This window comes from Mesorhizobium sp. M0618 (assembly GCF_040320765.1).
Taxonomy (GTDB): Bacteria; Pseudomonadota; Alphaproteobacteria; order Rhizobiales; family Rhizobiaceae; genus Mesorhizobium.
The window spans coordinates 1-16,954 of the sequence record NZ_JAMYQH010000014.1 but is presented as its reverse complement, the minus strand read 5'-3'; the positions used below and the strand labels follow the sequence as shown (position 1 = coordinate 16,954).

At 61.5% G+C, this 16,954-nt stretch carries 19 protein-coding genes; 6 read left to right on the top strand and 13 right to left on the bottom strand.

Annotation, left to right across the window (positions count from 1 at the left end):
- Positions 1–14: 14 nt before the first annotated feature.
- The 7 genes from rseP to NKJ04_RS16290 form a co-directional block, all read right to left on the bottom strand.
- Entirely contained in the window at positions 15–1,157 is a 1,143-nt protein-coding gene (gene rseP, locus NKJ04_RS16320; protein ID WP_023812928.1) for an RIP metalloprotease RseP, read from the bottom strand.
- A gap of 104 nt (positions 1,158–1,261) precedes the next feature.
- Positions 1,262–2,077, bottom strand: a complete 816-nt coding sequence (locus NKJ04_RS16315) for a phosphatidate cytidylyltransferase (protein ID WP_023812929.1) — start codon at positions 2,075–2,077, stop codon at positions 1,262–1,264.
- Positions 2,074–2,808 (bottom strand): isoprenyl transferase, encoded by a 735-nt coding sequence (locus NKJ04_RS16310; RefSeq protein WP_023812930.1) that lies wholly within the window; start codon positions 2,806–2,808, stop codon positions 2,074–2,076. Before NKJ04_RS16310 ends, NKJ04_RS16315 begins: the two co-directional genes overlap by 4 nt.
- A gap of 34 nt (positions 2,809–2,842) precedes the next feature.
- Positions 2,843–3,397: a ribosome recycling factor gene (frr, locus tag NKJ04_RS16305; RefSeq protein WP_013531759.1), complete on the bottom strand. Its 555-nt coding sequence runs from the start codon at positions 3,395–3,397 to the stop codon at positions 2,843–2,845.
- Between the two features lie 100 nt (positions 3,398–3,497).
- Positions 3,498–4,220 (bottom strand): UMP kinase, encoded by a 723-nt coding sequence (gene pyrH / locus NKJ04_RS16300; RefSeq protein WP_027161554.1) that lies wholly within the window; start codon positions 4,218–4,220, stop codon positions 3,498–3,500.
- A gap of 147 nt (positions 4,221–4,367) precedes the next feature.
- A complete protein-coding gene (locus tag NKJ04_RS16295) occupies positions 4,368–5,474 on the bottom strand; it encodes an aldo/keto reductase (protein WP_352676326.1) in 1,107 nt (368 codons plus the stop codon).
- A 39-nt stretch (positions 5,475–5,513) separates the two neighbouring features.
- On the bottom strand, positions 5,514–6,041 hold the full coding sequence (locus tag NKJ04_RS16290; RefSeq protein WP_352676323.1) for a nuclear transport factor 2 family protein: 528 nt from the start codon (positions 6,039–6,041) through the stop codon (positions 5,514–5,516).
- 116 nt (positions 6,042–6,157) lie between these two features.
- On the opposite strand from NKJ04_RS16290, the gene NKJ04_RS16285 reads away from it, so the two are divergent.
- Positions 6,158–7,084, top strand: coding sequence for a LysR family transcriptional regulator (locus NKJ04_RS16285; RefSeq protein WP_352676321.1), 927 nt, complete (start codon positions 6,158–6,160; stop codon positions 7,082–7,084).
- Between the two features lie 21 nt (positions 7,085–7,105).
- Here the strand turns inward: NKJ04_RS16285 and tsf are convergent, their stop codons facing one another.
- The 5 genes from tsf to NKJ04_RS16260 form a co-directional block, all read right to left on the bottom strand.
- Entirely contained in the window at positions 7,106–8,026 is a 921-nt protein-coding gene (gene tsf, locus NKJ04_RS16280; protein ID WP_023812936.1) for a translation elongation factor Ts, read from the bottom strand.
- A gap of 109 nt (positions 8,027–8,135) precedes the next feature.
- On the bottom strand, positions 8,136–8,924 hold the full coding sequence (gene rpsB / locus NKJ04_RS16275; RefSeq protein ID WP_023812937.1) for a 30S ribosomal protein S2: 789 nt from the start codon (positions 8,922–8,924) through the stop codon (positions 8,136–8,138).
- A gap of 202 nt (positions 8,925–9,126) precedes the next feature.
- Complete coding sequence (locus NKJ04_RS16270) at positions 9,127–9,405, bottom strand: DUF4031 domain-containing protein (RefSeq protein ID WP_027036667.1); 279 nt, start codon at positions 9,403–9,405, stop codon at positions 9,127–9,129.
- Between the two features lie 43 nt (positions 9,406–9,448).
- The gene (locus NKJ04_RS16265; protein ID WP_352676317.1) at positions 9,449–10,747 is read right to left on the bottom strand and encodes a lysophospholipid acyltransferase family protein; all 1,299 of its coding nucleotides are present in this window, start codon (positions 10,745–10,747) and stop codon (positions 9,449–9,451) included.
- A gap of 114 nt (positions 10,748–10,861) precedes the next feature.
- Positions 10,862–11,689: a cell envelope integrity EipB family protein gene (locus NKJ04_RS16260; RefSeq protein ID WP_352676314.1), complete on the bottom strand. Its 828-nt coding sequence runs from the start codon at positions 11,687–11,689 to the stop codon at positions 10,862–10,864.
- Positions 11,690–11,827: 138 nt separating this feature from the next.
- Here NKJ04_RS16260 and NKJ04_RS16255 point away from each other — a divergent pair, with 138 nt between their 5' ends.
- The 5 genes from NKJ04_RS16255 to NKJ04_RS16235 all read left to right on the top strand — a co-directional run bounded on the left by NKJ04_RS16255 (position 11,828) and on the right by NKJ04_RS16235 (position 16,154).
- Entirely contained in the window at positions 11,828–12,292 is a 465-nt protein-coding gene (locus NKJ04_RS16255; protein WP_023812941.1) for a RidA family protein, read from the top strand.
- A gap of 14 nt (positions 12,293–12,306) precedes the next feature.
- Positions 12,307–13,035 carry a glycerophosphodiester phosphodiesterase gene (locus NKJ04_RS16250; protein WP_023812942.1) on the top strand — a complete coding sequence of 243 codons (729 nt, stop codon included), beginning with the start codon at positions 12,307–12,309 and terminating at the stop codon, positions 13,033–13,035.
- A gap of 50 nt (positions 13,036–13,085) precedes the next feature.
- The gene (locus NKJ04_RS16245; protein ID WP_352676311.1) at positions 13,086–14,300 is read left to right on the top strand and encodes a GNAT family N-acetyltransferase; all 1,215 of its coding nucleotides are present in this window, start codon (positions 13,086–13,088) and stop codon (positions 14,298–14,300) included.
- A 97-nt stretch (positions 14,301–14,397) separates the two neighbouring features.
- Positions 14,398–14,829 carry an HIT family protein gene (locus tag NKJ04_RS16240; protein ID WP_352676309.1) on the top strand — a complete coding sequence of 144 codons (432 nt, stop codon included), beginning with the start codon at positions 14,398–14,400 and terminating at the stop codon, positions 14,827–14,829.
- A 182-nt stretch (positions 14,830–15,011) separates the two neighbouring features.
- Complete coding sequence (locus tag NKJ04_RS16235; RefSeq protein WP_352676308.1) at positions 15,012–16,154, top strand: phosphatase PAP2 family protein; 1,143 nt, start codon at positions 15,012–15,014, stop codon at positions 16,152–16,154.
- A gap of 42 nt (positions 16,155–16,196) precedes the next feature.
- Here the strand turns inward: NKJ04_RS16235 and NKJ04_RS16230 are convergent, their stop codons facing one another.
- Positions 16,197–16,835: a chloramphenicol phosphotransferase CPT family protein gene (locus NKJ04_RS16230; RefSeq protein ID WP_352676588.1), complete on the bottom strand. Its 639-nt coding sequence runs from the start codon at positions 16,833–16,835 to the stop codon at positions 16,197–16,199.
- Between the last annotated feature and the right edge of the window lie 119 nt (positions 16,836–16,954).

Sequence of the window (16,954 nt, the reverse complement as noted above, 5' to 3'; positions counted from 1 at the left end):
ATTTCTTCATGATTTCAGCACCCAAACAGATCGTTCCAAAAAACGAACCCCATGAAGCACAGCACCAGAAGCAACCCGGCCCGATAGGCCATTTCCATCATCCGTTCCGACACCGGACGGCGAATGACAGCCTCCACCCCGTAGAACAAGAGGTGACCGCCGTCGAGGGGGGGAATCGGCAAAAGGTTCAGAATTCCGATGCCAACGGATAGCAGTGCAACCAGCTGCACGAGCCATTCGAATCCCAGCTTCGCAGCCCTGCCCGCCATGTCGGCTATCTTCACCGGACCGCCCAGCTGACATTTGTCTTCGCGCCCGACAACAAAGCGCTGCAGGAACTGGCCGGTGCGCTGGATGACGTGACCGGTTTCCTCGACCGCCGCCGCGACCGCTCCGACCGGCGTGTAGGTGATGAGCCTCGGCTGGCCGAGTTCCTTGTTATTGACGACACCGATCACGGCGACCTTGACCTTGTTGCCGAGCGCGTCTTCCTGTTCCATCAGCCGCGGCGCCGCGGTCACAGTGACCTCCTGGCCGTCGCGCAGCATGACGAAGGTGATTGCGTCGTCGGCACGGCCCGAGACCAGGCGTTGAACGTCGCCAAAGGTTTCGACCTTGTTGCCGTCGACGCTGACGAATCGGTCGCCGGGAAGAATGCCGGCCTTCGCCGCCGGGCTGTCGGCGGTCACCTCGGCCACCATGGGCTCGGCGACATAGCGGCCATAGGCGGTGAACAGCACGGAAAAGACGACGATCGTCAGCAGGAAATTGAACAACGGTCCGGCCACCACCGTTGCCGCGCGCTTCCAGATCGGCTGCGTGTGGAAGGCGACCTTGCGCTCTTCCTCGGTCAGCGTTTCAATTTCTTCCGACGTGGGCTGGCTCGATGTGGCGTTCATGTCGCCGACGAATTTGACATAGCCGCCAAGCGGTATCGCACACAGTTTCCAGCGCGTGCCGTGGCTGTCGTTGAAGCCGAAAAGTTCCGGGCCGAAGCCGATCGAGAAGGCCCTGACACCGATGCCGCACCAGCGCCCGACAAGGTAATGGCCCATTTCATGGACGAACACGACCACTGTCAGCACGAAGAGGAATGGCACCAGCGTGCCCAGGACAAAGCCTTCTGTGCTGAAAAGCGCGTGAAGAATCTCGTTCAAGACAAACCCTCAAATTCTTCCACGGCGCAGACTGCGCCGTGACTGTGACACCAATCCGGGCGAATCCAAGGCGCACCGCGCATAGGACCCTGAAATGACATCGCTCAAACGGGAAACAGACCCTGCGCCGGATGATCGGCGTTCGCCGAAATCCAGCCGATGACGTATAGGGCGAATGCCGCTGCGACAAGCCCGTCGACACGATCCATGACGCCGCCATGGCCCGGGATGAGCGCCCCCGAATCCTTGCGGCCATGGCGGCGCTTGATCCAGGATTCGAACAGGTCGCCTGCCTGCGAGACAATCGACAGCACGAGCGCGACCAAGCCGAGCAATACCAGATTGCCGACACCGGCAGCTGCGGCGAGGACCAGCCCGGCGACGACGCCGCCGACAGCGCCGCCGAGTGCGCCGCTGCGCGTCTTGCCGGGCGAGATCGCCGGCGCCAGTTTCGGCCCCCCAACGGCGCGCCCCACGAAATAGGCAAGGATATCGGTGGCCCAGACGACCGCGAACAGGAACAGGATGGCAATGAGGCCTGAACGATCGCCATCCCGCAGCAAGGCGAGCGACAGGCCTGAAACCGCGGCATAGGCAAGGCCGCTCGCATCCCATTGTCCGGTCTTGCGAACCGAGGCGGCTATCGCCGTTGCGGCAACAATGGCCGCCACAAGCGGTAGCAGCCAGGAGGAGGCCAGGCCGCCAATCAAGGCGCCAATGAAGACAACCAGCAGTGCTTCCGGCAGGAAACCCAGACCCGTTGCCCCGGTTGGCCGCGACATGCGGGTCCATTCATAGAAGATCGCCGCTACGATCACGGCACACAGCAGCCGGAACGGCAAACCGCCGATCCAGGTCAAGCCGAGAGTGATGATGGCGAGCACGATCGCCGAAACGATACGGAGTTGAAGATTGCTCATCCCGCGGCCGGTCGCGAAGCGACGTCCTGGCCTCCAAGTCCGCCGAAACGGCGTTCGCGGCCAGCAAACTCACGCAAAGCTTCCGCAAGGTGCTCGCGGCTGAAGTCGGGCCAATAGCAAGGCAGGAAGACGAGTTCGCTATAGGCGGCTTGCCACAGAAGGAAGTTTGACAACCGAAGCTCGCCGCTGGTGCGGATGACGAGTTCCGGGTCGGGAATGCCTTGCGTATCAAGCGCGCCGGCAAAACTTTCGGCTGATATCGCCTCGGCGTCGAGTTCGCCACGCGCCACGGCCGCCGCAAGCTTTTGTGCCGTGCGAACGATTTCGTCTCGTCCGCCATAGTTGAAGGCGATCACCAGCGTCAGCGATTCGTTTGCGGCCGTCAGCGTTTCGGCCTCATCGAGCAGTCCCCTGATATCAGACTGCAGCCCTGCCCGGTCGCCGATGATTCTAACCCGCACACCGCTCTGGTGCAGTTCGGCAAGGTCACGGCGGATGAACATTTTCAAGAGGCCCATCAGGTCGCTGACCTCGGACTTCGGCCGCGACCAATTCTCCGACGAGAAAGCATAGACGGTCAGGTAGGAAATGCCGAGCCCAGGTGCCGCGCGCACCGTCTTGCGCAGCGCCTCGACACCGGCACGGTGGCCCGCAAGACGGGGCATGCCGCGCGCCTTGGCCCAGCGTCCGTTTCCGTCCATGATGATCGCGACATGCGCGGGCGTTGCCATGTTCTCGCTTTCGGGTCAGCCGGCGGCCATGACCCTAAACCTGCATGATTTCAGCTTCCTTATCGGAAAGCAGGTGGTCGATGGTGCTGATCGTCTCGTCGGTAAGTTTCTGGACCTGGTCCGAGCGCTTGCGCTGATCGTCTTCGCTGATGTCGCCGTCCTTCTCCGCCTTCTTCAGGAAGTCCATGCCGTCGCGGCGCACATGGCGCGCGGCGACACGGGCGTTCTCGGCGTAGGTGTGCGAGATCTTGACCAGTTCCTTGCGGCGCTGTTCGTTAAGTTCGGGAAGTGGAATCCTGAGATTGGTGCCGTCCACGATCGGGTTGAACCCCAAATTGGATTCGCGGATCGCGCGGTCGACCGCGCCAACCATCGACTTGTCCCATACCGATACCGAGATCATGCGCGGCTCCGGCACCGAGACGTTGGCGACCTGATTGATCGGCATGGTGGTGCCGTAGGCCTGCACCTGGATCGCATCGAGCAGATTGCTGGAGGCGCGACCGGTCCGCAGCGAGGCCAGATCATGCTTGAACGCGGCAATAGCCCCATCCATGCGCCGCTTGAGATCGTCGTACTCACCACTCATCTTTATCTCCTCGACCCGTCTAATGCGGGCTCACTGCTTCGGGGCCGTCTTCGAATCGAACTTTCGAAAACCGGCTTCCCTTTTCGGGTCAGGCCGCCGATCAATCGTCCGCGACGACCGTGCAGCGGCCGCCGCCCCTCAGAATATCGCCGAAACCACCTTTTTCGTGGATCGAATAGACGATTATCGGAATGTTGTTTTCGCGCGCAAGTGCAATCGCAGCAGTATCCATGATGGAAAGGCCGCGATTTATGACTTCGCCATGGCTGATGCGCTCGAAGCGCGTCGCACTGGGGTCCTTTTTCGGGTCCGCCGAGTAGACGCCGTCGACCTGAGTGCCCTTGAACAGAGCGTCGGCGCCGATTTCAGCCGCACGGAGGGCGGCGGCCGAATCAGTGGTGAAGAACGGATTGCCGGTGCCGCCGGCAAAGATCACCACCTTGCCCTGGTTCATGTAGGCGGTCGCCTGGCGCTGCGAAAAGCTCTCGCAAAGTTCGGGCATGGCGATCGCCGAAAGCACCACGGCGTCGACGCCGATCTTGTTCAATGACGTGCGCAGCGCCAACGAGTTGATCACCGTGGCAAGCATGCCCATGTGGTCGCCGGTGACACGATCGCCGCCCTTGGAGGCAACGGCCACGCCGCGAAAGATGTTGCCGCCGCCGATGACGACGCCAACCTCGATGCCCAATGCGCGCGCCTCGGCGATGTCGCCGGCGATGCGATCCACCACTGACACGTCGATGCCGAAATGCTGCTCGCCCATCAGTGCTTCGCCCGACGCTTTCAGCAAGACACGTCGGTAGAGGGGCTTCACCGTCATCTGGGCCTCTTCATTTGCATGTGGCGCGTTCCGGGTGGCTCTCTGGCGCAGGCGCGCCATCCGAAACAATGGCGTTCCGATACACGAAGGGCGCCCCGATGTCACGCGGCGCCCAAACGGCAAATTGCCGGTTTCCCGTCCCATCGATCAATTGGTGGACACGCTGGCCGACTCTCCTTCGATAAGCACCGGTGACGCGTAGTTGGAGGGCTTGTCGCCGGTTGTCGCGCCGCCGGTAACGCGCGCCTGTATCTGTGAACCGAAATAGGAATAGGGAAACGGCGCTGGAGTTCCGCTGGCTCTCTCCAGCCGGTCGCGATGCGCTTTCGGAATCTCGAAATCCAGCGCGCCAAGATTGTCATGCATTTGGCTGAGCGTCGTCGCACCGAGGATGACGGTTGCGATCCCCGGCTGCGTCGCCACCCAGTTGAGAGCGACCTGAGGCATGCTGCGGCCGATCTCGGATGCGACCTTCTCGAGTTCGGCCACGATAGCCCAGTTGCGTTGCGTGAACTTTTGGAAACCCGGATGCGTCGAGTTGCGAAATCCGTCGAGGCGGCCGTTTCCGGTCTGGGCCGGTCGATACTTGCCGCTCAGCAAACCGCTGGCCAGCGGGCTCCACACCATGATGCCGGCGCCATGGCGCGTGCCGAATGGCACGAACTCGTTCTCGATCGCGCGTTCGGCCAGCGAATATTCGAGCTGTAGCGCCGAAACCGGCTCATATCCTCGCAATTCGGCGATCGCCTGTGCGCGACCCGCGTACCAGGCGGGCACATCGGAAAGTCCCACATGGCGAATCTTGCCCATCCGAACCAGGTCGTCCAGCGTGCGCATGACCTCTTCAGCCGGGGTCAGCCTGTCCCAGACATGCATGAGATAGAGATCGATATAGTCGGTCCCCAACCGTTTCAGCGAAGCATCGACGGCCCGCATGATGTTCTTGCGGCCGTTGCCGCCAGCATTCGGATTGCCGGGCTGCATGTTCATGGTGAACTTGCTGGCTATCACCGCCGTGTCGCGCAGCCCGCGCTCGGCGATGAATTCACCAAGCCAGGCTTCGGCCGTGCCATCTGTGTAGAGATCCGCCGTGTCGAAGACATTGCCGCCCGCCTCGACATAGGCGTCGAAAATCGCCCGCGCCGTATCCCTGTCGGCTCCCCAGCCCCATTCCTTGCCGAAAGTCATCGTGCCCAGTGCCAGTCGGCTGACCCTAAGGCCGCTGTTGCCAAGAGTGTAGTAGGTCATGGTCATGATCGTCTTCCAATGCTTGGTGATAGATACCCCCGCGCGTCACTGGCCCGGAGTGTTCTTGACCCAGGGATTGCCGCGCTCGTGTGTCATGTGGAACGCGAAGCCATCGACCTTCCAGCCATCCGCAAAACGCGTCAGGTGATGCTCATAGGTGCCCCAGACCTCCCAAAGCGGGTCGCCATTGCCTTCCATCCGGTTCCAAGCATAGCCGTTCGACAGGACAGTCGCCGTGTCCGCCTTGAGAGCGACCTGGTGATTGGTGCGCAGATGCAGGCTTGTCTTGCTGCCCTTGAGGTTGGCCGCCCAAGCGCCAACCAGATCGTCGGAAGCGATGTTGGCCGCTGGCTGTCCGGAGAGACTGCTGAAGTCGGCGGTGATCCGATCCGCAAAATAGCCGCGTGCAAGTTTCCAGTCCTGGGCGTCGACGGCCCGGTCGATGGCATCGGCAATGCGAATGACCGCGCGTTCGTCTGCAAGGGCCCGCCAGTCTGATGGCTCCGCCCCACCGGCATCCATCGGCGCCAACGCCATGCCTGCCGCGAATGTTACCTGTCTTAACGCATTCATGTCTCGTCTCCTCGATGCCATCGGCCGATCGCCGATGTTTTGGCGACAATGTGGACCGCAGCCTTGGCATCGATAAGATTGCATTGTTCGCAAAGACCATGCGATATCATTCATGAATGGATCGCGATCTGCTCAGCCATCTTCCGGTCGTGGTCGCCGTTGCCCGGCGTGGCGGCTTCGCGCTTGCCGCCGCCGAACTCGGCATGAGCCCTTCGGCGGTCAGCCATGCGGTGCGCATTGTCGAAGAGCGGATCGGCCAGCCCTTGTTCGCCCGCACGACGCGCAGCGTTTCGCTCACCGAGGCCGGCAAGGCGCTGGTGGAAACGGCGGCTCCGGCCCTCCAGGATATTGCCGAGCGGATGGACCGCATCCGCAGCGTCAAAGGCAGGCCGTCTGGCCTGCTCAGGATCAACGCCTCCAACATAGCGATACCATTGGCGGTGACGCCGGTGGTCGCGGCGATGGCCGAGCGCTATCCGGAGGTTACGGTCGAGGTCTTCGCTGACCAGGGTCTGGTTGATATCGTCGGCGAAGGCTTCGATGCCGGCGTCCGGCTTGGCGAGATGATCGCTCAGGACATGGTTGCGGTCCGGCTGACGCCGCCATTCTCCGTCGTAATCGTCGCCTCGCCCGCCTATATCGGAAGGCACGGCCGTCCCGGCGGCGTTGCCGACCTGGCGAACCACAATTGTATCGGCTACCGGCTCGTCCGCTCCGGTGCGCTCTATCGCTGGGATTTGATCGAGGATGGCAAGGACATCGCCATGGAGACGCGGGGCAGCGTTGTCGTGACGGATTCGCTCGCAGCAATCGATCTTGCGCTTGCAGGCGTCGGGCTTGCCTATGTGTTCGAGCCGCTGGCGCGCGCCGATCTTGCCGCGGGCCGCCTCGTCCAGGTGCTGCCGCAGACGGCGATCGAGGAACCGGGGCTATTCCTCTATTTCCCTCGCCGGGCGGCGATGGCGCCGAAGCTCAGGGCCTTTATCGACACCGCACAAGAAATCGGCCGGGCCTCCTTGCGGACACCCGGCCGAGATGCCTGAGTTCGTGAGCCCTGGAAAGGGCTATTTCTTGACCGCTGCAGCGACTTCCGCGGCGAAATCGGTCTCTTCCTTCTCGATGCCCTCGCCCAGCGCAAAGCGCAGGTAGGCGGTGATCTTGGCCGGCGCACCGATCTCCTTCTCGGCATCCTTCAGCGCCTTCTCGACAGTGATGTCGGGATTGAGCACGAAGGCCTGCTTCAGGAGCACGACTTCCTCGTAGAACTTGCGCAGACGGCCCTCGACCATCTTCTCGATGATCGCTTCCGGCTTGCCGGACTGGCGCGCCTGGTCGGAGAAGATCGCCTTCTCGCGTTCGACCGCGGCCGGATCGATCTGCTCTGCGGTCAGTGCCAGAGGGTTGGTGGCGGCAACATGCATGGCCACCTGGCGGCCAAAGGCGTTGGCGGCATGCTCATTGCCCGTGGTCTCGATCGCGACCAGCACGCCGAGCTTGCCAAGGCCGTCGGCAACCGCGTTGTGAACGTAGGTAGCGACAGCGCCGTGCGGAACGGTGAGCTTGGCCGAGCGGCGGAAGCCCATGTTTTCGCCGATGGTGCCGACAGCGTCCTTGATGGTGTCGGCAACCGACTTGTCGGAACCTGGATACTTTGCGGCGGCCACAGCCTCCGTCGTGCCATAGGCCAGCGCAACCTTGGCAACGTTGGCCACGATTTCCTGAAACGCGGCGTTGCGGGCCACGAAGTCGGTCTCGGAATTGACTTCCACGACGGCAGCTTCGCGCACGCCATTGTCGACGCCGATCAGACCTTCAGCCGCGGTGCGGCCAGCCTTCTTGTCGGCCTTGGAGATACCCTTCTTGCGCAGCCAGTCGACGGCCTCTTCCATGTTGCCGTTGGTCTCGGTCAACGCGGCCTTGCAATCCATCATGCCCGCGCCGGTCAAGTCGCGGAGTTCTTTGACCTGTGCAGCCGAAATGCTCATTGTCGCCTCTTTGTTTTAAATGCACCGACGCACCATCGGTATTCGATGGTGCGTCTGTTTAGCGTGCCAGAATATGAGAAAGATGAAGGCCGCAACCGGCCTTCGATTATCAAGCTTCGGGAGCTTCCGACGCCGGGGCCGGAGCCGGGTCGAGCGCGGGTTCGACCGGAGCTTCGACCGAAGCGCCGATGTCGACGCCGAGCGCGCCCTGCTGGCGGGCGATGCCGTCGATCGCAGCCTTGGCGATCAGGTCGCAATAGAGCTGGATGGCGCGGGCCGCGTCGTCATTGCCGGGGATCGGGAAGTCGATCTTGTCCGGATCGCAGTTCGAATCGATGATGGCGACGACCGGGATGCCGAGGCGCTTGGCCTCAAGGATGGCGATCGCTTCCTTGTTGGTGTCGATCACGAACATCAGGTCGGGCGTCGAGCCCATGTCCTTGATGCCGCCCAGCGCCTTGTCGAGCTTCTCGCGCTCGCGGTCGAGGTTGAGGCGTTCCTTCTTGGTCAACCCTTGCGCTTCGCCGGCCAGCATCTCGTCGAGCTTGCGCAGGCGCTGGATCGAGTTCGAGATCGTCTTCCAGTTGGTCAGCATGCCGCCGAGCCAACGCGAGTTGACATAATACTGAGCCGAACGCTGTGCCGCATCGGCGACGATGTCGGAGGCCTGGCGCTTGGTGCCGACGAACAGCACGCGGCCACCCTTGGCGACGGTGTCGGAAACCTGCTTCAGCGCCTGGTGCAGCAAAGGCACCGTCTGCGACAGGTCGATGATGTGGATGTTGTTGCGGGCGCCATAGATGTAGGGCGCCATCTTCGGGTTCCAGCGGTGGGTCTGGTGGCCGAAGTGAATGCCAGCTTCCAAAAGCTGGCGCATGCTGAAATCAGGCAGTGCCATTCAAAGTTCCTTTCCGGTTAGCCTCCACGGACACAGGCATTTTTGGACTTTGTCCTCGAACGCCACCGGAGGTTTCAGCCGGATTTCTCCCGGGCAGACACCAAAGTCCGTGTGTGGAATGAGCGCGCATATAGAGGGTATGCGCGATAAACGCAAGCGCCGCGGGATCCGTGGTGCTGCGTGCGACGATCCGCGCCCTGCGTCAGCGCTTTATCTTCCCGTTCGGCACCCGCACCCGCCGGAAGACCGCGACGATCTCCTCGCGGCTGCATTCGATAGCGCCGAGCCGCACCGCTCGGTCGCGCTCGAAGCCGGTTATGTCATAATGCGGGGCCGATGTCTTGGGCGGCCCCTGGTAGGATGAGCGCTTGACGCCGAGCCGGGCGGCAAAGCGATGCAACTCGTCGGTGTCGTCGGCCAACAGATGGCACCAGCGATGGCCGGCCCAGTTCCAGATCGCTGCGTCGACATAGACCGCCATGAAGCTTGCCGTATTCCTTCATCTTGCGCCGACAGGCACTCGTCTAGCGATGATAGAAGGGATTCGGATAGAAAATGAAGCCGCCGCCGGCCTCGACTTCAGCCACGGTGCTGGTGATTGTGTCCTGCATGCGACGGTGCAGCTCGGCAACCGCATCGTCGATCGAGCCCGGATATTCATGCAAGCCAAGTGGATCGGGCACCCGGATATGGGCGCAACGCGGCCCCGCCGGCTGCGGAATGAACCGGTTCATCGTGTCACGCAGTCCGCCCCGGCAATAGTCGTTGCGGACCCGCTTCACATGTTCGGCGATCTCTTCCAGGCTGATGCGCGGGTTGGCCGCGGCCCAGGGCCCGACGCGTTGCAGCCTCTGAATCGTGTCGGCGAGCGCGCGGACCTGCTTTTGCCCTTCCACATCGCCGGTGTTTTCACGCTGCCAACGACGCGCCCGCCGCAGAAGCTCGGTGGTGTCGGTGATGGCAGCGTCGTGTGAGATGCTTTCGCCAAGCCGGCGGCCGAGCTCGGTGACCAACCCCTGTTGGCGCTTGGCATATGTCGCGCCTTCGTCGGATTGCATGCCCCACACGGCTTCGTCGCGGGTCAGCAGCGTCGAATAGATATGGTGGATGCGCTGCGGCAGCGTGTCGGTCGCGTGGCGTTCTATGTTCAGGCTTTTCTCGACATAGGCGCATTCCTTCGCCAGCGCCGCTTCGACATTCCTGGTGAAGGCAAGCTTCCAGACGACTGGCGCGATCCAGACCTTGAAATCCGGATCCGTCGCCCGGCCACGCTTGAGGGCCTCAAGCCCCATCTCGACGGCACCCGGCAGCAACGGCGCAACGACATTGGCGTGCCAGCCGACGCCGCCTTCGGGATGCAGCAGCACGCCATGGCCCTTCAAGGCCCAGGCGACGGAGTGTTCCTTCGCTGCCCCGCTGTTGCCGGGGATCTGGGCGATCAGATTGTTGGCCAGCCAGAATTTCTGCATCAGCCGGCCAAGGCCGTTGACGACACCATTGGTTGCCCATGAGGCCGCGAGCGGGCTGACTTGCGACACGATCTCCTTGTCGATCATCCAGTCGGTGAAGAATTCGGGATGATTGGGCGTGATGAAGGTCGCCTTCCCTGCCCCGCAACTGGCCTTCAGCCGCTCAAGATCGGCATGGGGAAAGTCGATATGGCGGACATTTGAGACGCCGCGCAGACCGGCCAGGCGATTGAAAGGCAAGATATCGCGAAATCCGGGAATTCCGCGCAGCATGACGATCCGGTTGACGGATGTCATGGCCCTGATCAGTGCCGGGTTGGGCCGCGGCGCCACGAATGTATCGATCCTGCTCAAGCTGATCCCCCTCGCGCCTGGACGCTGGGAGAGGTTGAGAGACGATTGCGGCACGTTCAAGTCGTCCGCGACGACCACCCCGTGTCGTGGTTAATCAACCGGCCGGATGAAGCCCTATTTCGTCGGGCAGGCTTTCGTCTGGTCGAACAGCGACAGATTGACCAGCTTGCCGGTCATCGAGAAGTCGCCATAGTCCATGACGAGATCGCGGGTGATGCCGTTCTCATGCAGCTTGAAGCTGATACGGTATTCCGGCACCTCTTCGCCCGTCTTGTTGGTGTCGTCGAAATAGGCGATGTCGACCGGCCAGTATTTGTCGGTGGCGAGCTTTGCCAGTGCCGAAGCTTCCGGGTCGGCCTTGTCGGCATCGGTTTTCTTGCCGACCACCACGGTGGTGGTCATCACCTTGTTGGCGTCTTCGGAACCGTCGAACAGGTTCGTTTCGTAAAAATTCTCGCCCTTTTCGGCCTTGCCGATCAGTTCGACCAGATGCTGGGTCGGGAATTGGGTTGTCGCCAGCTCGACGCTGTTCTTTTCAGGCTTGTCGATGTCGACCTTCAGGCCCTTGGTCTCTTTCGTGGCGATGCCCCTGACCTCCTTGTCGAGATTCTGGTCGACGAAGGATTTTGTCACGAACGAAAAAGTCTTGCCTTCGGCGTCCTCGAAAGTGGTCGTCTGCTGGTCGGTCAACCTGGTGTTGTCGGCGGTGACGATCTGGGTGACGAAGCGGAATTTCACCGTATAGCCTTCGCAGGCCGAGCCATTGAACTCATAAACCATGCGGCCGGATATGCCCGTGATGCCGGACTGATCGGACGCTTTTTTCAGGGTAAGATCGTAAACGGCGCGGTGCGCTTGCAACGCAGGCGCTGCGAAGGCAGGGCCTATCGAGAAGACCCCCGACAACAGGACGGCATGGAATGCGAGGCGCGTTGCGCGCATGAGGTACTCCGATCGTCGCGACTGATGGCAGGCCGCAGGGAAAGATGGTCCAGCTTAAAAAAAGTCGTGGCGGAAGCGAGGCAAAAATAGCAATTTCGGCCCGGCCGGCGCGGCGTCACCAAGCAATAGGGAAATACCATGAGTGAAACAATCGAAAAGCGGCTAAGCGATCTGGGTGTGACGCTTCCCGTCGCCGCCGCGCCCGCCGCCAACTATGTGCCCTATTGCCGGACCGGTAATCTGCTGTTCACCGCCGGGCAATTGCCGCTCAAGGACGGCAAGCTGCAGGCGAGCGGGCTGTTAGGTCGCGATCTGGATACGGCAGGCGGCAAGGACGCGGCAAAATACTGCGCGATCAACATCCTGGCACAGGCCAAGGCAGCACTCGGCGACCTCGAGAAGATTAGCCGTCTGGTGAAGATCACCGTTTTCGTCGCCTCGGCACCTGAGTTCGTCGAGCAGCATCTGGTTGCCAACGGCGCCTCCGATTTCCTGGTGGCGGCCCTTGGCGAACGTGGCAAGCATGCGCGCTCCGCCGTCGGCACCGCCTGCTTGCCGCTTAATGCCGCAGTGGAAATCGAAGCCGTCTTCGAAATCGAATGAGCCAGGGGATAGATATGACCGACCTATCCTGGCTGACCGCCCGGCCCGTCGCCCATCGCGGCTTCCACGACATGAACAAGACGCGCTGGGAAAACACGCTGTCGGCCTTCGCCGCGGCCGCCGAGCGCGGCTATGCCATCGAATGCGACGTGCACCTGTCGTCCGACCGTGTTCCCGTCATCATCCATGACGGCGATCTCAAGCGCCTGACCGGCCAGGATGGTTTCGTCTGGCAGCGTACCGCAGCTGAACTCGCGGCGCTCAGGGTCGGTGGCACGGCGGACCATGTGCCGACGCTGCAGGAAGCGCTCGACCTGGTGAACGGCCGCGTGCCATTGGTGGTCGAGTTGAAAGGCACGCCCGGCTATGACGAAGGCCTGGTGGCAAGCGTCGGCAAGATGCTCAAGCGCTACAAGGGCAAAGCGGCGATCATGTCGTTCGACCACTGGCTGGTCCGCGATTTTCCGAAGGACGCGCCGGGTATCCCAGGGGGGCTCACCGCCTACGGCAAGGACGTCGGGTTGATCGAGGCGCATTTCGCCATGCTGGCGCATGAGATCGCCTTCACCTCCTACGCCGCCGGCGACCTGCCGAACCCATTTGTCAGCTTCGTGCGTGAAAGGCTGAAAATGCCTGTTATCACCTGGACGGTGCATGACCAGCCGGCGGTCGACCTGACCTTCAGATATGCCGACCAGATGACGTTCGAAGGGTTCGAACCCGATCTGGTCAAAGTCGCCTGAGTGTCTGAAACGTGACTTGTACCAGGCCGGACGGAGCTTAAATAAGCCTCATGGATCAGGGCGACGAGGGTGACGGACAAACGGCCAATGCGGACTATTCGATCCGCGTCGCCGCCGGCATCGGCGCCTTCACCTGTGATGAATGGAACGGCTTTGCCGGAACTGCGCGCGGAGATTCAGAAACCAGTTACAATCCTTTGGTTTCCTTCGCTTTTCTAAGTGCGCTCGAAGATTCTGGATGCGCCGTGCGGCGTACCGGCTGGCAGGGCCATCACCTCAGGCTGGAGGACGGGCAAGGCAGATTGCTGGGCGCGGTGCCCTGTTATCTCAAATCGCACAGCCAGGGCGAATATGTGTTCGATCATGGCTGGTCGGATGCCTTCGAGCGCGCCGGCGGCCGTTACTACCCCAAACTGCAAAGTGCCGTGCCGTTCTCCCCGGTCACCGGCCCTCGCCTGCTGGTCAGCAAAGGCGAGGACAGCGCCAAAGTAAAGGCCGGTCTCGTGGCGGGCCTGAAGGCGGTGACGCAAAAACTCGGCGTCTCTTCCGCGCATGTCACCTTCGCGCAAGAGAGCGATGTGGAGGTGCTGGAAGCGGCAGGCTTCCTGCACCGCACCGACCAGCAATTCCATTTCTTCAACGAAGGCTTTTCGACCTATGACGACTTCCTCGCCACCCTTGCCTCGCGCAAGCGAAAGGCGATGAAGAAGGAAAGGCGTGAAGCGCTTGCCCCAGGCATTTCGATCGACCGGCTGACCGGCAAGGACCTCACGGAGAAGGCCTGGGACGATTTCTTCGCCTTCTACATGGACACCGGCAGCCGCAAATGGGGTCGGCCCTATCTCAACCGTCAATTCTTTTCGCTGATCGGCGAACGCATGGCCGACGACATCCTGCTGGTGATGGCGAGGCGCAACGGGCGATACATTGCCGGGGCCATCAATTTCATCGGCTCCGACGCACTCTATGGCCGCAACTGGGGCTGTATCGAGGACCATCCCTTCCTGCATTTCGAGGTCTGCTATCACCAGGCGATCGACTTCGCCATCGAGCGCAAGCTGAAGGTGGTGGAGGCGGGCGCGCAGGGCGAGCACAAGCTGGCGCGCGGCTACCGGCCGGTGACCATGCATTCCGCGCACTACATTGCACACCCAGGCCTGCGCAATGCCGTCGCCGACTACCTCCGGCGCGAACGACAGGAGGTGGAGCGGATGAGCGAATATCTGGAAGAGCACACCCCGTTCCGCAAGGATCTGGAGGAGTAGCAACAGGGCTGCCTTGACGAGCAGGGCCGACTTTGTCCGATCGTCTTGCCGATTTTCCACCGTTTCGCTACACGAAAGGCAATCCGGAGCGTTCACCATGACAGAGGCCGCCTACGATACCGACAACATCTTCGCCAAGATCCTGCGCGGCGAAATTCCCTCGCACCGCGTCTACGAGGACGATGCGTTCATAGCCTTCATGGATGTGATGCCGCAGGGGCCAGGCCATACGCTCGTGGTGCCGAAGGCGCCATCGCGCAACCTGCTCGACGCCGACCCGTCGATTTTCGGCCATCTCTTGAGCGTCGTTCAGAAAGTGGCGCTGGCGGTGAAAAAGGCCTTTGGCGCCGACGGCGTCACCATCATGCAGTTCAATGAGCCGGCATCGGGGCAAACCGTCTATCATCTGCATGTACATGTCATTCCGCGCTTCGACGGCATCCCGCTGAAGTCGCACACGGGAGGAATGGAGAAGCCGGAGGTGCTGACCGAAAATGCCGAAAAGATCCGGACTGCACTCAAAAATTGAGAGCGAGAGGTAAGCCGATGTGGCGGACCGGGTAGCGCCGTTCAGCCGAGAAGACGATTCTAGTGCCCGGCCGTGCCGGGCCGGGACTCAACCGTTTGCAACTCTAATCGTCTGATTAGGAAATATTGAACCGTCTCACGGTAAAGCAGTAACGGCGTGGCGAGCTGTGGGGCTTCAAAACCATGGAAGATTCGGTTGCGGCATCGGCCCCGCTGACGGGGGCAATTTTCGGACGTGCTTTTCTTGGTATCTTGGCGGATGCCTTTTGGCGACACCGGCTGCTGCACGCTATGGCTGCCGCTGCGCTGGTTCTGGCAAGCGCAGTCGGGTGGCACACTGGAAACATGCCGGATTTCGGCGTTCTGGAGGAATACGCCAAGTATCTTTTCATCGCCTTCTGGATTTGCGGCTCAGCCCTTGCACTTGGGACGCTTTTCCACCTTGCGCTGGTCCAGCGGGATACCGAACCGCTGCACACCTTCCTCAAGTCACTGGGTAGATTCTTTGGCGATGCCGAACGCATTGCCAACAGCCTGAATGGCCTGGGTGCGGGTCTTGCCTTCATATCCGCGATCGGTGTGTTGAAGGGAGCCATTGCAATCCTCTCTCCGTTTGCATGGGACAAAGCATTGGCTCACGCCGATCGCATCCTGCATTTCGGTCGAGCCCCGCACGAATGGTTGTGGTTTGTCGTCCAGTCGCCGCTTGCGTTGAAGATCATCAACATCGCGTACAATTTCTGGTTCGTCGTGCTCATCACCACGGTTTTCACCGTGTGCATCACACGCAAGGATACGAAGCTGCGTCACCAGTTCCTGATGAGCTTCATGACGATGTGGACGCTGGGTGGCTTCTTCCTCGCGATGGGCCTGTCGTCGGCTGGCCCTTGCTTTTACGAGCGATTGGGGTTCGGCAACGACTTTCACCCCCTCATGCAAGCACTTGCCGTTGCCGATCGCGTCTATCCGATCTGGGCGCTCAGCACGCAGGATATGCTGTGGAGTGGCTATACCGGCGCAACTACCGGCAGCGTCGGTATATCCGCCTTCCCATCCCTGCACGTTGCGATGGCGGTTCTGGTCGCCCTCTATGCAACACGGCGGTCTCGGCTGGCCGGTCTTGTGATGTGGTTATTCGCCGGCGTCATTATGGTCGGTTCCGTCGTGCTTGGCTGGCACTATGCCGTGGATGGCTATGCGGGTGCATTCCTGATGATCGCGATCTGGAAGGCGTGCGGATATTTGGTGACACGTTTCGCGTCGGACCGCATGGCCGCTGAAATCGAGAGCTCCACCATGCAATCGCCGGCCGTATGCGGGCTGTAAATTCGCCGATCTGGACGAACCCGCCTGCGGCGGCCATGCCGGTCAAAACGGCTCAAGGGCCGCGCTGGATGGGTTGAATAGTTTCTGAAACGCTGTTGGATACGGTGCTTGCCGAAGCTGCTCTCCGATCGTATCCGCGCATTGCCCAGGGCTGAGGAGCGAGGTGTCGACCTCCAGATCGTATATGCCTGGCCGGTGAACCTCTTCCTGCCACAGACGCACGGGCAATGGCACGGGATCGTCGGGCGAGCCGGTTACATATCCCTTGTCTGCCGCGCTGGCCGCACGCCTCTCCATGATGATTTCGATCGGACAGCGAACACCGACAAGCAGCACCGGCAGACCGGCGAGACGGCGAGCGCAATCGGCCAGGATGTGGAGCGGTTTCGAATAGGCATCGTGATGGCCGACATCCGCAACGACATTCAGCTCCAACCGGCTATGAGCGGCTATCGATTCGTAGAGCGCGGCGTATAATCCGGGCACGAGGGCCTCAAGGTCCGGACGCTCGCCGCCAGGCCGCAATCCTATCCCAGGCCGATAGCGTGCCGGCGTGGCCTGCTCGTAGACGTCGACGCCGAGATGGAGCCAGACGCCGTCGAAGCTCTCCTGAATAGCCCTCGCGATGCTTGATTTTCCCGATCGCGGCGCGCCGTTCAAGATAATGATCTGCCCGGCCATGCGTCCTCCCGCTCCAATGAAAAAAGCCCCGTTTTGAACTGACCCCCGAAAGTTGGACACAACCTTCGGGGGTTTTGCATGTCCAAATACAGCGAGAGTTTCAAGCGCTCGGTTGTCGA

Bases quoted from the DNA above. Each gene is read 5' to 3' on its own strand.
- NKJ04_RS16315 (WP_023812929.1), bottom strand. From the start codon at position 2,077: ATGAGCAATCTTCAACTCCGTATCGTTTCGGCGATCGTGCTCGCCATC.
- NKJ04_RS16310 (WP_023812930.1), bottom strand. From the start codon at position 2,808: ATGGCAACGCCCGCGCATGTCGCGATCATCATGGACGGAAACGGACGC.
- frr (WP_013531759.1), bottom strand. From the start codon at position 3,397: ATGAGTGGTGAGTACGACGATCTCAAGCGGCGCATGGATGGGGCTATT.
- pyrH (WP_027161554.1), bottom strand. From the start codon at position 4,220: ATGACGGTGAAGCCCCTCTACCGACGTGTCTTGCTGAAAGCGTCGGGC.
- NKJ04_RS16295 (WP_352676326.1), bottom strand. From the start codon at position 5,474: ATGACCATGACCTACTACACTCTTGGCAACAGCGGCCTTAGGGTCAGC.
- NKJ04_RS16290 (WP_352676323.1), bottom strand. From the start codon at position 6,041: ATGAATGCGTTAAGACAGGTAACATTCGCGGCAGGCATGGCGTTGGCG.
- NKJ04_RS16285 (WP_352676321.1), top strand. From the start codon at position 6,158: ATGGATCGCGATCTGCTCAGCCATCTTCCGGTCGTGGTCGCCGTTGCC.
- tsf (WP_023812936.1), bottom strand. From the start codon at position 8,026: ATGAGCATTTCGGCTGCACAGGTCAAAGAACTCCGCGACTTGACCGGC.
- rpsB (WP_023812937.1), bottom strand. From the start codon at position 8,924: ATGGCACTGCCTGATTTCAGCATGCGCCAGCTTTTGGAAGCTGGCATT.
- NKJ04_RS16270 (WP_027036667.1), bottom strand. From the start codon at position 9,405: ATGGCGGTCTATGTCGACGCAGCGATCTGGAACTGGGCCGGCCATCGC.
- NKJ04_RS16260 (WP_352676314.1), bottom strand. From the start codon at position 11,689: ATGCGCGCAACGCGCCTCGCATTCCATGCCGTCCTGTTGTCGGGGGTC.
- NKJ04_RS16255 (WP_023812941.1), top strand. From the start codon at position 11,828: ATGAGTGAAACAATCGAAAAGCGGCTAAGCGATCTGGGTGTGACGCTT.
- NKJ04_RS16250 (WP_023812942.1), top strand. From the start codon at position 12,307: ATGACCGACCTATCCTGGCTGACCGCCCGGCCCGTCGCCCATCGCGGC.
- NKJ04_RS16245 (WP_352676311.1), top strand. From the start codon at position 13,086: ATGGATCAGGGCGACGAGGGTGACGGACAAACGGCCAATGCGGACTAT.
- NKJ04_RS16240 (WP_352676309.1), top strand. From the start codon at position 14,398: ATGACAGAGGCCGCCTACGATACCGACAACATCTTCGCCAAGATCCTG.
- NKJ04_RS16235 (WP_352676308.1), top strand. From the start codon at position 15,012: ATGGAAGATTCGGTTGCGGCATCGGCCCCGCTGACGGGGGCAATTTTC.
- NKJ04_RS16230 (WP_352676588.1), bottom strand. From the start codon at position 16,835: ATGGCCGGGCAGATCATTATCTTGAACGGCGCGCCGCGATCGGGAAAA.